This window comes from Prevotella sp. BV3P1, assembly GCF_000479005.1.
GTDB lineage: Bacteria > Bacteroidota > Bacteroidia > Bacteroidales > Bacteroidaceae > Prevotella.
In genome coordinates this window covers 21,603-36,561 of record NZ_AWXC01000008.1, presented here as the reverse complement: position 1 = coordinate 36,561, position 14,959 = coordinate 21,603, and the positions used below count along the sequence as shown (strand labels likewise).

Annotated in this window: 10 protein-coding genes and 1 tRNA gene; 7 read left to right on the top strand and 4 right to left on the bottom strand. The window is 45.9% G+C overall.

The genetic code is table 11. The annotated features are described in order from the left end of the window. Positions 1 to 106: 106 nt before the first annotated feature. On the bottom strand, positions 107 to 496 hold the full coding sequence (locus HMPREF1254_RS02205; protein WP_023057171.1) for a rhodanese-like domain-containing protein: 390 nt from the start codon (positions 494 to 496) through the stop codon (positions 107 to 109). Positions 497 to 770: 274 nt separating this feature from the next. Here HMPREF1254_RS02205 and HMPREF1254_RS02200 point away from each other — a divergent pair, with 274 nt between their 5' ends. The 4 genes from HMPREF1254_RS02200 to HMPREF1254_RS02185 all read left to right on the top strand — a co-directional run bounded on the left by HMPREF1254_RS02200 (position 771) and on the right by HMPREF1254_RS02185 (position 8,917). Next, the gene (locus HMPREF1254_RS02200; protein WP_023057069.1) at positions 771 to 2,651 is read left to right on the top strand and encodes a DUF4139 domain-containing protein; all 1,881 of its coding nucleotides are present in this window, start codon (positions 771 to 773) and stop codon (positions 2,649 to 2,651) included. A gap of 505 nt (positions 2,652 to 3,156) precedes the next feature. Further along, positions 3,157 to 4,848, top strand: a complete 1,692-nt coding sequence (locus tag HMPREF1254_RS02195) for a M6 family metalloprotease domain-containing protein (RefSeq protein WP_051331260.1) — start codon at positions 3,157 to 3,159, stop codon at positions 4,846 to 4,848. 941 nt (positions 4,849 to 5,789) lie between these two features. After that, complete coding sequence (locus tag HMPREF1254_RS02190) at positions 5,790 to 6,716, top strand: magnesium transporter CorA family protein (protein WP_023056997.1); 927 nt, start codon at positions 5,790 to 5,792, stop codon at positions 6,714 to 6,716. 215 nt (positions 6,717 to 6,931) lie between these two features. Then, positions 6,932 to 8,917, top strand: a complete 1,986-nt coding sequence (locus HMPREF1254_RS02185; protein WP_023057107.1) for a DUF349 domain-containing protein — start codon at positions 6,932 to 6,934, stop codon at positions 8,915 to 8,917. Between the two features lie 185 nt (positions 8,918 to 9,102). On the opposite strand, the gene HMPREF1254_RS02180 is transcribed toward HMPREF1254_RS02185, so the two are convergent. From HMPREF1254_RS02180 to HMPREF1254_RS02170, 3 genes are all read right to left on the bottom strand, one after another. After that, positions 9,103 to 9,828, bottom strand: coding sequence for a nitroreductase family protein (locus HMPREF1254_RS02180; protein WP_023057003.1), 726 nt, complete (start codon positions 9,826 to 9,828; stop codon positions 9,103 to 9,105). Positions 9,829 to 9,946: 118 nt separating this feature from the next. Next, on the bottom strand, positions 9,947 to 11,017 hold the full coding sequence (gene msrB, locus HMPREF1254_RS02175) for a peptide-methionine (R)-S-oxide reductase MsrB (protein ID WP_023057100.1): 1,071 nt from the start codon (positions 11,015 to 11,017) through the stop codon (positions 9,947 to 9,949). A gap of 181 nt (positions 11,018 to 11,198) precedes the next feature. Next, positions 11,199 to 11,272 (bottom strand) — tRNA-Gln (locus HMPREF1254_RS02170). A 184-nt stretch (positions 11,273 to 11,456) separates the two neighbouring features. On the opposite strand from HMPREF1254_RS02170, the gene rsfS reads away from it, so the two are divergent. The 3 genes from rsfS (at position 11,457) to HMPREF1254_RS02155 (ending at position 14,885) form a co-directional block, all read left to right on the top strand. Continuing rightward, positions 11,457 to 11,816 (top strand): ribosome silencing factor, encoded by a 360-nt coding sequence (rsfS, locus tag HMPREF1254_RS02165; RefSeq protein WP_004349339.1) that lies wholly within the window; start codon positions 11,457 to 11,459, stop codon positions 11,814 to 11,816. Positions 11,817 to 11,866: 50 nt separating this feature from the next. Beyond that, on the top strand, positions 11,867 to 13,900 hold the full coding sequence (ftsH, locus tag HMPREF1254_RS02160) for an ATP-dependent zinc metalloprotease FtsH (protein WP_023057135.1): 2,034 nt from the start codon (positions 11,867 to 11,869) through the stop codon (positions 13,898 to 13,900). 121 nt (positions 13,901 to 14,021) lie between these two features. Continuing rightward, complete coding sequence (locus HMPREF1254_RS02155; RefSeq protein ID WP_036877932.1) at positions 14,022 to 14,885, top strand: phosphatidate cytidylyltransferase; 864 nt, start codon at positions 14,022 to 14,024, stop codon at positions 14,883 to 14,885. Positions 14,886 to 14,959 lie beyond the last annotated feature (74 nt).

Sequence of the window (14,959 nt, the reverse complement as noted above, 5' to 3'; positions counted from 1 at the left end):
CACGTTCAGAGCATGCAGTTGGGGCAAAAACAAGGTACAGACATCTTGCAAGATGAATGAAACGCTGTTTCCACAACAACATTCATCCCATGTAGTACACGTCCCTTCAGGGAAGAACAGGTTTGCCTGCGTCTTCCCAACCCATGATTCCGTCACGGAGATTAACCACCTTAAAGCCAGCCTTGACTAGTTTTTGAGCGGCCAACATACTGCGTTTGCCCGAACGACAATAGACATACACCGGATTGGCATGATCCAACTTTGCCTGCGCCTTGTCAATAAAGTCAGGCTGCTGCACGTCTATATTTTCGGCATTGGCGATATGTCCTTGCGCATATTCTTCTACTGAACGTACATCCAGCAATTGTACATGTCCGTCGTAGAGAGCGTTTTCAAACTCGTCTGCTGTAACAGACTCGATTCCTTGATGACTGGAACAGCTTGCAAATAGCGTACTTAAAATCACGATAATAAAACCTTTTAATATGTTGTTCATCCGTTTAGTTGCTCTTAATCATCTCAAAATTACAAAAAAAAGTTGAATCTATCAAATAAATCTTACAAAAGTTCACTACTTACGCCATATTTGTCGTTATCTATGGCCGCAGCTATCTCCTTTTGAAGAATGCGTCTAAGACAACACACGAATGCCATTTTTTTCCCTGGTTGTGGCTTTTTGTGTTCCAAACATAAAAACTTTTCTCAGTAAATATGTCTCGATTTGTTTTTTTTCTCTACTTTTGCGAAGTAACAACATTAAACGGAAAGCGATGAAAACCAAGACTTTTATTCTATTATTGTTTCTTACCGTCTTGTCCTTAGGCGCATCGGCACAAGGCCGAATGATGCCCAACCTCGACAAGGTAACCATCTTTTCAAAAGGCGCACAGGTATACCGTCACAAACAAGTGGCCCTACAAGCCGGCGAACAGACACTCAGTTTTACTGGAGTATCGCCCTACATAGACATCAACAGCATACAAGTCAAGGCCGGAGGCAACGTGACAATACTGGGTGTCAGTCAGCGATTCATTCGTCCCGACAGTGCCATGCTTTCCGGACAGCTGCGTGCTGCCGAAGCTGCACTAAAGAAGGCACGCAACCGCCTGGCTGAGGTGAAAGCCAAGCGAACGGTGATGAAGTCGCAACTGGAGATGGTGAAAACCAACAGTTCCACAGCTGCACGCACTGTTGCGACACCCCTTGAAGCCATCAAACAGCTCAACCAATATTATTATGACGAAACCATGGCCATCAACAAGCGGCTCATCGATTTCGACGAAGAAGAGCAGCAGGCCAACCACAATGTGGAAAAGCAACAAGAAGTTATAGACTCCCTCGCTGGACTCAATACCAAACGGCTCACCGTGATTGATGTCAAGGTTGACGCTCCGCGAGTTTCTAATGCCAACTTCACCTTTGTCTACTACGTCAATGGGGCATCATGGTACCCCACCTACGAACTCCGTTCCGCCAGCACTGCGGCTCCCCTGCAACTCACCTACAAGGCCAACATCACGCAACAAACCAATGAAGACTGGCGCAACGTGCCCGTCACACTGTCGTCGGCCAATCCCAACCGCAGCAATGTGTCGCCTGAGCTAAAGACTTATTGGCTCGACTACGGGCTCGCCGCGCCCACCTACGACTTTGGTATAGATAACAATCGCATCTCTGGCACTATCACCGACGAGGAAGACAATCCCGTCATCGGCGCCACCATCCAAGTGAAAGGCACCACCATCGGCACCGTAAGCGACATCGACGGACACTACACGCTCACGCTGCCCAATGGCAATCGCAACGTGGAAGCGAGCTATATTGGCATGGTAACACAAGTGAAGCAAGCCACAGGAAACCGCCTCGACTTCCGCATGGAGAATAGCAAACTGGCATTGGAAGAAGTGGTGGTCACGGGATTTGCAAGCAAAAACACAAAGTCGAACGTGAAATTTACAGCTCCAGTGATAAAGGCCGACAGGGAGGTGAAGGCCGAAAGCATCGCTGATGAAAACAGCATGGATGTCAGTTCCACTGCCGCCAAGTTTGGATATGAGTTTGAGATAGGGCATCCGCTGACCATTCTCTCCGACAACAAGCCCGTGAATTGCCAGATAGGCAAATACCAGTTACCCACCACCTATGCTTACAAGGGCGTTCCCAAGATTGACAAGAGCGCTTTCCTCGTGGCTGATGTTACCGGCTGGAACGAGCTGAACCTTATTCAGGGAGAAGCCACCGTGTTCTTCGACAACAGCTATGTGGGCAAAACCATCCTCAATCCCGACCAGCAGAGCGATACCCTCCACCTCGCCATGGGGCGCGACAACGGCATCCACATCGAGCGGAAACTCATCAAGAACAACACCTCCCGCAGACTGCTGGGTAGCAGCAGAGTGCAAACCATGGATTGGGAAATCAGCTTACGCAATGCCCGAGCCGAACAAGTGGTCATCAGTATTTACGACCAACTGCCCGTTTCGAGAAATTCAAGCATCACCGTCACGCCTCAGGAACTTAGTGGTGGACAACTTGACAAGCTGAACGGGCAGGTAGTCTGGAAGCTGACACTTGCACCAGGTGAAGTTAAAAAACTGTCGCTTGGCTATCAGGTAAAGTATGACAAATACCGTCGTCTCACTATAGAATAAGGAGAAAATTGGAGTACTTGATTTTTAAGGCTCATCTATTCATTGCGCCCATGCCGGCTGTGTAGGGCAAAGAGTTTTAGAATTAGCAACTCATCGCTTCAACAGTCACATACCTGTCGCTTTACGACCTTGAACTCTTGATTGATGATGGGTACCCCCTGAAAGCTTTATTACATTTCACAATGAAGGCTGAATTCCTCACTCGAAATTCAGCCTCCATTGTGTTTCTTTGTATTCACTAAACCACAACCTCTTCCATCATGGTGGAATATCTTACGCTGTACCATTTACGAATGGAGGATTTGCCAAACACAACACGACCTCTCTGATGCCAACGCAAGTCGGTGGGATGTCATCTTCGGAGTTGGTTTTGCACTGCTATTAGCATGAAGTTCGGAAAAAAACATGTAATTTTGCACGCAAAAGACCCAAAAAGATGAGATCCATCCTACTTTCATGCTTACTGATTGCAACGACAATAGCCCATGCCATCCCTGCAAAAAAAATGTGGAGAACCTACATCCAACGTGATGGTTCGACCATACGCGTACTCATGGTGGGCGATGAGCATCTGCATTATTTCCTGACAGACGACCAGGTTCCACTGGTCCAGCGTGACAACAACTTCTTCTATGCGAAGATTGAGAAGGACAAATTGATTTCCTCCAACATCCTGGCACACGAAGCTTCCCTGAGAACAGCCTTTGAAAAAAAGAACATCCGCACCGTTCAAGAGATAGAACCGCTGCGCGAGAAGGCTCCTACCCGACTGTACCAATTAAACAAACTGCCGGCTATGCGCAAAGGTCAGTATACAGGAAAGAAAAAAGGGCTCATCATCTTGGTGAATTTCAGCGACAACTCTTTCAGGGACGATGACCCGCAGAAAGTGTTTGACGAAATCGTTAACAAGTCGGGATACAAAGACTATGGAGGCGTTGGCAGCGTCCATGATTATTTTTATGACCAAAGCAACGGACGGTTCGACCTCACTTTTGATGTCATGGGGCCGGTGCAACTCAAGCATCCCCTCGCCTATTATGGCGGAGATAAAGACGGTCAAAAAGACGTGAGGGTTTCGGAAATGATTGTCGAAGCCTGCCAAGCGGTCAACGATAAAGTTGACTTTCGGGATTACGACTGGAATAATGACGGTGTTGTAGACCAAATAGTCGTGATCTATGCCGGCTATGGACAGGCCACATCAGCGAAGCCAGAAACCATCTGGCCACACGAATTCAACATCAAAAGCAAGAACCTGGTGCTGGATGGCGTAAGAATCAACACCTACGCATGCAGCAACGAGCTGTACGAATATTACACCGGAACGGGCATAGGGCGCGTGCGCAACACCCTCATGGGCATCGGTGTCATCTGTCACGAGTTTTCCCATTGTCTGGGATTACCCGACTTTTACGATACCGGAAAGTCAAACAACTATGGCATGGGCAAGTGGGACATCATGGCAAGTGGCAGCTACAACGGCCCTTTAGGTATCGGATGGGTACCACCTGCCTATACCAGTTATGAGAAAAACTTTGCTGGCTGGTTGGATTATACCGTCTTAGGGAATGAACCCCAGAATGTTACCGGCATGAAACCTCTGCTGGAAGGGGGTGAGGCATACGCCATTTACAATCCACGGAACCAGGATGAATACTATTTATTAGAGAACAAAGGACGTAGTAAATGGGACTCTTATCTACCCCAAAACGGGCTGCTGGTGCTTCATGTTGATTATGACGCTTCGCTTTGGGCGTACAACATAGTGAACAATACCGAACAGAAACAACACAACACGCACCAACGACTGACCATTGTTCCGGCCGATGCCAGCTACGGCAACGACGACCGCGACACCTATCCCCTGGGAGAGCGCGACAGCTTGACGGCAAACAGCACTTCTGCGCTGACGCTTTACAACGCCAACTGGGACAACAATTATGTACTATATAATAAGGTGTTGAACATCAGGAAAGACGCCAACGGCCTCATCAGCTTCAACTATTTACCCGACCCGCATTTCAACACGGCAGGAATAGATCCAACGTTTAACGGCAACACCACTGCAACAATCGTTTCCATTTATAACATGCGGGGGCAGCGAATGCCCACAACGCTGCTCAACGGTCTGCCCCACGGCCTGTATCTCCTGAATTTATCGGATGGCACCACGCGCAAAGTCGTGGTAAAATAACAAGAAGTTCGTATGCAGCACCCCGTCTTTTTGGGATTAGGCGTAAAGATGATGGAAGAATCATCAGCCATTCAAGAAAAGACGGGGTGGCGTTTTTTGTCCAATAAGATGACAATAAAACCAGTCATGATGAATGGGCCTTCTAGAAAAAATCAATAGGCTTACAGGGAGCATAAACGTTAATTCTTGACTAAAAAATCACTATTTTCTCCCAAAAACATCGAGATAATGGTACAAGAAACACACATTTGAACGGCAAGATACATGACGTTGAGCTTTAAAAGCATGCTTATTGCGGTACAATAGCAATGCTTTAATAAACAAAACTGGCAACTATGAGGGCTAAAAATCACCGTAACACATTTAATACATTGTAAAACAATAAATTACAAAACTCATTCATTTTGAGCGTATTTGCGACTGGTTGCCAGTTTATTGATAAATATCGCAAACACAACGAGGTGTTTGTCAAGAAAAAAGATGAACGTCACAGGAGTGCGAAGACCTCATCTGCGATGCGTAGTAGTACGATTCGTCATGGTATGCAAATAGCGGAATACCGTTGGAACATGGCTCCTTTATTTAAGTAAGATTGTTTGCTGAAAAAACGAACCATTTCTTTTGTTTCAATAACGATTCTAACTCTAAGTTTGATATTCAACAACATACCATTAAAATAAAAGTGCCGTGCTGTTGATAAATAATTTTATGTCACGCAACAGCTTTTATCATTTTTTTTGTTTATCTTTGCAAACACTTCATTGTTCGACGGCAGATTCCATTTCCCTTAACATGAGTTTGGTCACCTGCCAGGACAGGTAAAAGTTTATTATTAACAACAATTTATGGACGACTATCATTCGGAAAAAAGTAACGAAAGGTAGAAGAGTAGTCTTCAGGAGGCTAATCTTCGACCCCATGAACCATGGAGATTAGCGAAAATGAGAACTTACTGGAACATCAACGAAATACTTAGGCCCATTGAGGAATGGCAGCCTAATTGCTGGATTCAGGTGACCTGTCCAACAGAGGAAGACCAACAAGAATTGGAAGAACGCTTCCAAATACCCGATTATTTCTTGCAAGACGTCAGCGATACCGACGAGCGTGCCCGCTACGAATATGACGATGGCTGGATGCTCATCATCCTGCGTATCCCCTACGTCAAAGAGATACGCTCGCGCACGCCCTACACAACGGTTCCTCTGGGCATCATCCACAAGCGCGACGTGACCATCACGGTGTGCTATTACGAGACCAACATGATGATAGACTTTGTGAGCTATCAGCAAAAGCGAGGCTCGGGCTTCACCGACTATGTTGACTTGACTTTCCGTTTGTTCCTCTCCAGCGCCGTTTGGTACTTGAAACGGCTGAAGCAGATTAACACACTCATCGAGAAAGCCAAGCACAACTTAGATCACGAGGTGAACAACGAAAGCCTCATCGGACTGAGCAGATTACAGGACTCGCTCACCTATTTTATCACCTCCATACGCGGCAACGAAAACTTGTTGGCCAAGCTGAAGTTCAAGTTGCAGGTAGACGAGCTGGATGCAGATCTGATAGAAGATGTCAACATCGAGATGACGCAGGCCCGAGAGACCACCAGCATTTACGCCAACATCCTCGAATCGACCATGGACACGTACTCGAGCATTATCAACAACAACGTGAACACGGTGATGAAAACCCTTACTTCGGTTTCCATTCTGATGATGTCAACTACCCTGGTGGCATCACTCTACGGCATGAACGTCATCAACGGCATGGAAACCTACAAGTACGGATTCATAGTAGCCTTTGGCATTTCCATCCTCGTGGCCGTACTCTCATGGGCCATCATGCGCCACAAACGACTGCTGTAGACCGAGCATGGACAGACTCTAAAACAGACAAAACAATAAAAAAAATCACTATTGTTTAGGAAATTAGCATATTTTTATATAAGTTTGCAACATCTAATGCCCTTACTATCGGCATGACAATCATCTACATAGACGAAGTGAAGGCAAACAAGTGACACATCCTGGATGTGTCAAAGCACCGGAAAACCAAATCATAAACTTAAAACAGTGAACTGATGGACTCTCAAGAAAGCACCCCGAAGCAGGGTAATTTAGAAAGCGAGAAACAAGTTGTAGGCACCGAAAGCACGGTTGAACCAGCAAGCAGTGAAGCATCTGAAGAAGAAAAGGTAACGAATGCGGAACCGCAACAAGCAATCGTGGAAGAGGCTGAGCCGCAAGACGGCAAGGCCGAAGGTGAACCTGTGAGCGAAACTACCGAAGAGCAAACAGAGCAACCTGAGGCGACAAAACAAGAAGAAGAAACGCCAAAGGAGGAAGTGACTCCCAAGATTTACGCAACGAAACAAGAGATTCTGGACAGACTGAAGGAGATTGCCAACAGCGATGAATACCCACAGAAGAATGAACTTGACCTTCTCAAGACCACTTTCTACAAGCTGCATCTGGCCGAACGAGAGGCACAGCAGAAGGAATACCTTGACAATGGTGGTGATCCGGAGCATTATCAGGTACTGCCAGACAAGCTTGAAGAAAGCCTTAAAGCAGAGATGGCCATCATCAAAGAGAAGCGGGCTAAAATATTTCAACAGCAAGAAGCTGAGAAAGAGGAGAACCTGAAAAAGAAACTTGAGATTATTGACAAAATCAAGGCGATGGCCACATCGCCCGACGAAGCCAACAAATCGTTCCAAGAGTTCAAGTTACTACAACAGCAGTGGAAAGAAATCAATGCCGTACCCGCACAGAACGCCAGCGAACTATGGCGCAACTACCAGCTGTATGTTGAGCAATTCTACGACTTGTTGAACCTCAATCGGGAAGCCCGCGAATATGATTTCAAGAAGAACCTGGAACTGAAGACGAAACTTTGCGAAACGGCTGAGAACCTTGCCAACGAAGAAGACGTGATTAGTGCATTCCACCAATTGCAGGAGTTGCATCAGCAATACCGGGAAATTGGACCGGTGGCCAAAGAACTACGCGAAGAGATTTGGGCTCGTTTTAAGGCTGCGTCTACCGTCATCAACAAGCGTCACCAGCAACATTTCGAGACACTGCGCCAGGAGGAAGAAGAAAACCTGACGAAAAAGACAGCACTTTGCGAGAAAGTAGAAGGTATCGTCGCACAGGAATACAAGACGGCAGGCGAATGGGAAAAGCATACAAAGGAGATCATCGCCATTCAGGCAGAATGGAAGACGATTGGGTTTGCCCCGCAAAAAATGAACGTCAAGATATTCGAACGTTTCCGCTCAGCCTGCGATCGGTTCTTCCAAAACAAGGCAGAGTTCTTCAAGCAGATGAAACAACGTTTCGCTGAGAACGCCGAAAAGAAGAAAGCACTCGTGGAGAAAGCACAGGCTTTGACCGACAGCACGGATTGGAAATCGACGAGCGACAAACTCATTGCTTTGCAGAAAGAATGGAAAACCATTGGTATGGTGCCCAGGAAACAAGGTGACCAACTATGGAACGATTTCATCACGGCTTGCAACACCTTCTTCGAGGCTCGCAATAAAACCAATGCAAGCACAAAAAATACCGAGCACGAGAACCTGGATAAGAAACGAGCCATCATCACCCAACTGAAAGAGTTGGCTGAAAAAGCTGACGAGAACACCAAGGAAAAGGTGCAGGAACTGGTGGACGAGTACAGCAAGATAGGACACGTTCCGTACAAAGAGAAAGATAACGTTTATCAGGAGTACCACGACATCTTGGACAAGCTGTATAAGGACTTGCACATTTCGTTTGCTCGCCGACACCTTGACAACTTCAAAAACAACTTGAAGAACATGGCCAAGATGGGCGAAGATGCGCTGGACAACGAGCGTGGCAGACTGATGCACCGCTATGAACAGCTGAAGTCGGAGATTACAACTTATGAAAATAACCTCGGCTTTCTCAACGCATCGAGCAAAAAAGGCAACAACCTGCTGGACGAAATGAACCGGAAAGTGGAGAAATTGAAGGATGACTGCAAGATGATTCGTGAGAAGATCAAGGCCATCGACGCTGAGAATAAGAATGCTGAATAACGCTAAAATAGCGATTTACATTAATTAAATAAATCCCAGTTGGCTTGACGCCTTCTGGGATTTATTCTGTATTGTCACTCGCAATACACGATGTTTAAGCCTACGCAGACAGCTGGCAAATTAGCAATTCATCAACTTACCAGCCATCTACTCGTCAACTCGTAAACTTGTCAACTCGTTAACTATCACACTTGATGGTACACTTGCTCGAAAGGAAGGCGGTAGCGTTCGGATCGAACACCGTCAGGCAGACGAATGCCACACGTGATAACCATGTTGATTTCCGTGTGGTAAGGAAGTCCTAAAGCCTTCTTGACCAGCCAACTGTCAAATCCCTCAACAGGACATGTGTCGTATCCTTCTTCGCTCATGGCCAACATGAACGTCTGAACGACAAGGGCACAACTCTTATGAACCGTGATACGCGTATCGCCTTCGGTCACTTGTTTCACAATAGGGCGGAACAATCCGATGGTTTGCGCCAGCAATTTGCGAAACAAGCCCAGCAACCAAAAGAAGCGAGTGTAAAACAGTGGCATCACAAAATCGTAATACAACTGCCATTTTTTGATGCGTTTGGCTTGTTTCTCCTTCGGACTGTTTTGCATGACATTCTCAATTTCAAACGTCTTCACAGCCTTGGCATTCGCCCGATATTTGTCCCTACGAGTGACAAACACCACCATTTGCTGTGCGGTTTCTGCCGTCTGTTGATCTAAAAGAGCATGGGTCAGCTTTTTGAGAACCTTCGGTTGGGTGACATGATAACACTCCCAAAGTTGCATGTTCGAACTGGTTGGTGCCAAAGCAGCTAACTCCAGGCAATGACGTACACGCGCGGTGTCAAGTGGTTTGGCAGGGTCGAAATGACGGATGGCACGTCGGTGATTCAAAATATCTTGTAAACTCATATCTATTGATTTTAGTTCTTGTTTTAGAGGAAATACCCTATCGTTTCCAAAGCAATGCTTGAAAGACCATCATCCCATTGACTAAAGTCCATTAATCCAACGGAACTACCCGTCTTTCTCAATGCTCCAGCAAAATAAGATACTTTTCGTATCCTTGCGCTTTCATTTCCTCTCTGGGTACAAAGCGCAAAGAAGCACTGTTAATACAGTATCGCAAGCCGCCTCGATCTTTAGGACCATCATTAAAAACATGGCCCAAATGGGCTTGACCCTTTGCACTTCGCACCTCAGTACGTTGCATCCCGTGAGACAAATCTTGCTTTTCTTCCAAGAAATGTGGGTCAATTGGCTTGCTGAACGCAGGCCATCCACAGCCAGACTCAAACTTATCGGTACTCAAAAACAGCGGCTCGCCAGTAGTTACATCAACATAGATGCCAGGTCTAAATTCATCATTGTATTCATTATCATAAGGACGCTCGGTGGCGGCATGCTGGGTAACCTCGTATTGTAAAGATGTCAACTGCTGCTTCAGTTCTGCATCCGTTTTCTTCACATAACGTGAAGATTCGCTTGCATCCTTGTTGGCTGCACGCGCATACTGCATCAAAGCCTGTGGAACATGGCAATATCCTCCGGGATTTTTATCCAAGTAATCTTGGTGATAATCTTCTGCTGCATAGAAATTCCGAAGTGGCTGTACTTCTATTTGTATCTTCTTCGAATATTCTTTGCTCAACTTAGCCATCTCAGCTTGAATCATGGGCAAGTCATGTGCATCAGTATAATAAATACCGGTGCGATACTGTGTACCAACATCCCCACCCTGTCTATTTAAAGAGGTAGGGTCTATCGTCTTAAAATACAATTTTAAAAGTAGAGAAATAGGTAATACTTGAGGATTATAAACAACGTGTACAGCCTCTGCAAAACCTGTTTGATCTGTACAAACCTCCTCATAAGTGGGATTTTGTCCTCGCCCATTTGCATATCCAACTTCGGTACTGAGAACTCCATTGATTTGCTTCAAAAAGTGTTCTGTACCCCAAAAGCATCCACCTGCCAAGTATAATTCAGCCTGTTCGTTCATATCTAATTCTTTTTCTGCAGCTACTTGTGCTCGTCCAAGACAACCCATTAAAAGGAAAGCCCATAACAAACAAAGTATTTGACAATTAACTATTTTCATTCCTTTTATGGTCTGATGATTAACAAAACTATAGAAAAAATTGAGTTTCTACGAATTCATACACTTAAAAAAGATGAAAAATAGCCGTCTACTGACACGTTTCGTGCATGAACAAAATTAGCATGTAGCACTTAGGGAATCAAAAAAAAGTGCCTTCTATGATAAGAAAACACTTTTTTAGTGGTTGGGATACTCGGACTCGAACCAAGAATGACAGGACCAGAATCTGTAGTGTTACCATTACACCATATCCCAAAATCAAATACGGTCATTGCCTATTTGCGTTTGCAAAATTACTATTTTTTTTTGATAACGCAATAATAAGTGGTGCTTTTTTCTTAAAAAAACAAATTTATTCCATATTTTATGTCTTTTGTAGTTATTTAGCACTAACTTTGTAGAATAATAGTACCACATCTTATACATCATTTTTTAGAGGATGAAACAATCAAAACAATTAGTCGACATCATCACAAAAGGAATACAAGAAAAGAAAGGTCAGGACATCGTCATTGCTGACTTAAGCAACATTGAAGGGGCGATAGCCAATTACTTTGTCATCTGTCAAGGAAACTCTCCCACACAAGTGGAGGCGATTTCCGAATCAATTGGCGACACAGTCCGTGAGGATTTGAAGGAGAAACCGGTCAACGTTATCGGCCTTGGAGCGAATCAATGGGTGGCCATCGATTTCACTGACGTGCTGGTACACGTCTTCTTGCCTGAAACAAGAGCTTTCTATGACCTGGAGAACCTTTGGGAAGACGCCAAACTGACGAGGATTCCTGACCAAGATTAAATTGGCATGGCATTTGATAGTCCTATACTATTACAACAGAATTCATTTATATGGACAATAAAAACAACTCCTACAAAAATAACAACGACAACCAACCCAAGATGCCCAAGTTCAATATGAACTGGATTTACGCAATTGTTGCCATTACACTGGCCGTATTTTTCATGACCGGAGGTGGTAACTCCTTGGGCAACGCAAGCGCCAGTCAGAAAGCCACTTATTCGAGATTCAAGCAGTACATCGCAAAAGGTTACGCCAAGAATGTGGTCATCAACAAAGAGCAGAATAAACTGAAGATGTACGTTAAGCCCGAACACATCCGCGATGTCTTCAACATGACGGCCAAGCAGACGGGCACTTCTCCATACGTTGAAGTGGAATTTGGATCGGTTGACGAACTGGAAAAATACCTAACAGCAGAACAATCATCTGGTAAAATTGCCGACTTCAGCTATGAGAACGAGAAAGGAAGCGACCTGATGAACATTCTTCTTAACCTCTCATTCCCCATTTTTCTCATCGTCATGTGGATCTTCGTGATGCGACGAATGGGTGGCGGAGGTGCTGGAGGGTCAGGTGGCGTCTTCAATGTTGGTAAGAGTAAGGCCAAGATGTACGAGAAAGGCAACGACCTGGGCATCACCTTCAAGGACGTAGCAGGACAAGCTGGCGCCAAACAAGAAGTGCAAGAGATTGTTGACTTCCTGAAGAATCCACAGAAATACACCGACCTGGGCGGCAAGATACCCAAGGGAGCACTGCTCGTAGGACCTCCAGGTACGGGTAAAACCTTGCTGGCAAAGGCGGTTGCAGGTGAAGCTGGTGTGCCTTTCTTCTCCATGAGTGGCTCCGATTTCGTAGAGATGTTCGTTGGAGTTGGTGCCAGTCGTGTACGCGACTTGTTCCGACAAGCCAAAGAAAAATCACCCTGTATCATCTTCATCGATGAGATTGATGCCGTTGGTAGGGCCCGCAGCAAGAATCCTGCCATGGGCGGAAACGATGAAAGGGAGAACACGTTGAATGCCTTGCTGACCGAAATGGACGGCTTTGGTACCAACAGTGGTGTCATTATTCTGGCTGCCACCAACCGCGCAGACATGCTCGACAATGCCCTGTTACGCGCAGGACGCTTTGACAGACAAATCAGTGTGGACTTGCCTGATCTGCCCGAACGCAAGGAAATATTCCTGGTTCATCTTCGTAGAGTGAAAGTAGCACCTGATTTGGACATCGACTTCCTGTCACGACAAACACCGGGATTCTCGGGTGCCGACATCGCTAACGTCTGCAACGAGGCCGCATTGATTGCCGCAAGACACAATAAGACACAAGTTGGAAAGCAAGATTTCCTGGATGCAGTTGACCGTATCGTGGGTGGACTGGAAAAGAAAACCAAGATTATGACCGCTGGTGAGAAGCGCACCATCGCTCTTCATGAGGCCGGACACGCCACCGTTTCATGGTTCTGCGAGCATGCTCATCCGCTTGTTAAGGTTTCTATTGTGCCTCGTGGAAGAGCCTTAGGCGCCGCATGGTATCTACCCGAAGAGCGACAAATCACCACAAAGGAGCAGATGCTCGACGAGATGTGCGCCTTATTGGGTGGCCGAGCTGCCGAAGAACTGTGCGTAGGACAGATTTCCACTGGTGCCATTAACGACCTGGAACGCGCTACAAAGAGCTCGTATAGCATGATTGCCTACGCCGGTATGAGCGATGTACTGCCTAACATTTGCTACTACAACAACCAAGAATATCAGTTCCAGCGGCCCTACTCGGAGACCACGGCAAAGATTATTGACGACGAGGTGTTGAAGATGATCAACGAACAGTACGACAGAGCCAAGCAAATACTCACTGAACACAAAGAGGGCCATGCCAAGCTGGCAGAACTTTTGCTCACTCGCGAGGTCATCTTCGCTGAAGACGTTGAAAAGATATTCGGCAAACGCCCATGGGTCAGCCGCTCACAAGAAATCATGCAGGACAACGAACCCAAGCTGGAAGACATGCCTGAAGAAGTAAAAGCGGCTGAAGAAGAGCATCAGAGAGCATTGAAAGAGAGCAAACAAGAGTTTTAGTTGACGAGTTTTTAGTTGACAAGTTGACGAGTAAATAGACTTAATGCTTGTCGACTTGTCAACTCCCCACAATCAACTTGTGAACTCATCAACTTGTGAACTCGTCAACTATGAACCATCCATGACACCAAAACTTAAAAATCTCATCACTCGAACCATTACTGGCATCTTGTTCGTTGCCATCATGACAACCTGTTTTTTGCGCCCTGTTGCCATGATATTCGTCTTTACACTCATCACCGGCATGACGATTTGGGAGTTTACAGGACTGGTAAACGACCGTGAGAACGTTACCGTTAACCGATTCATCACAACGGTAGCCGGCGTTTATTTCTTTCTTGCCGTGGCAGGTGTCAACAGCGGTTTCATCCAAACCAATGCGGTATTTGTTCCCTACCTACTCACTATCGTCTACTTATTCATCAGCAATCTGTACACACAAAGCAAGGATGCGGTGAACGACTGGGCATACACCATGCTTTCACAACTGTACATTGCGCTGCCGCTCTCGATGATCAATGTGCTGGCTTTCAGACAATCACCAGACGGTGTGAACCATTTTTACTACTTACTTCCTCTGAGTATCTTCATTTTTCTGTGGACCAATGACACGGGAGCCTACTGCACAGGCTCACTTTTTGGAAAGCACAAACTATTTCCGCGCATCTCGCCTGCTAAAAGTTGGGAAGGCAGCATCGGAGGTGGTATCCTCGTTTTAATCATGGCTTCCATTATATACTATATTGAGTCGCAAGGGGAAAACTTATCTGGACTCAACCTCATAGAATGGCTCGGATTAGGATTAGTTGTAGTCATATTTGGAACTTGGGGCGATTTAGTCGAATCGTTGTTCAAACGTACATTAGGCATTAAAGACAGTGGTAACATCCTACCCGGCCACGGAGGCATGCTCGACCGCTTCGACTCCTCCCTGATGGCCATCCCGGCAGCCGTAATTTATCTTTATTCCATCACCTTGTTGTAAGGTTTCCACATACACAAAACCAATACAGGCGATTCATATCAAGAATCATCTGCACCACATTTCGCCTCTGTTTG

Bases quoted from the DNA above. Each gene is read 5' to 3' on its own strand.
- HMPREF1254_RS02180 (WP_023057003.1), bottom strand. From the start codon at position 9,828: ATGAGTTTACAAGATATTTTGAATCACCGACGTGCCATCCGTCATTTC.
- HMPREF1254_RS02185 (WP_023057107.1), top strand. From the start codon at position 6,932: ATGGACTCTCAAGAAAGCACCCCGAAGCAGGGTAATTTAGAAAGCGAG.
- msrB (WP_023057100.1), bottom strand. From the start codon at position 11,017: ATGAAAATAGTTAATTGTCAAATACTTTGTTTGTTATGGGCTTTCCTT.
- HMPREF1254_RS02205 (WP_023057171.1), bottom strand. From the start codon at position 496: ATGAACAACATATTAAAAGGTTTTATTATCGTGATTTTAAGTACGCTA.
- HMPREF1254_RS02155 (WP_036877932.1), top strand. From the start codon at position 14,022: ATGACACCAAAACTTAAAAATCTCATCACTCGAACCATTACTGGCATC.
- ftsH (WP_023057135.1), top strand. From the start codon at position 11,867: ATGGACAATAAAAACAACTCCTACAAAAATAACAACGACAACCAACCC.
- HMPREF1254_RS02190 (WP_023056997.1), top strand. From the start codon at position 5,790: ATGAGAACTTACTGGAACATCAACGAAATACTTAGGCCCATTGAGGAA.
- HMPREF1254_RS02200 (WP_023057069.1), top strand. From the start codon at position 771: ATGAAAACCAAGACTTTTATTCTATTATTGTTTCTTACCGTCTTGTCC.
- rsfS (WP_004349339.1), top strand. From the start codon at position 11,457: ATGAAACAATCAAAACAATTAGTCGACATCATCACAAAAGGAATACAA.
- HMPREF1254_RS02195 (WP_051331260.1), top strand. From the start codon at position 3,157: ATGTGGAGAACCTACATCCAACGTGATGGTTCGACCATACGCGTACTC.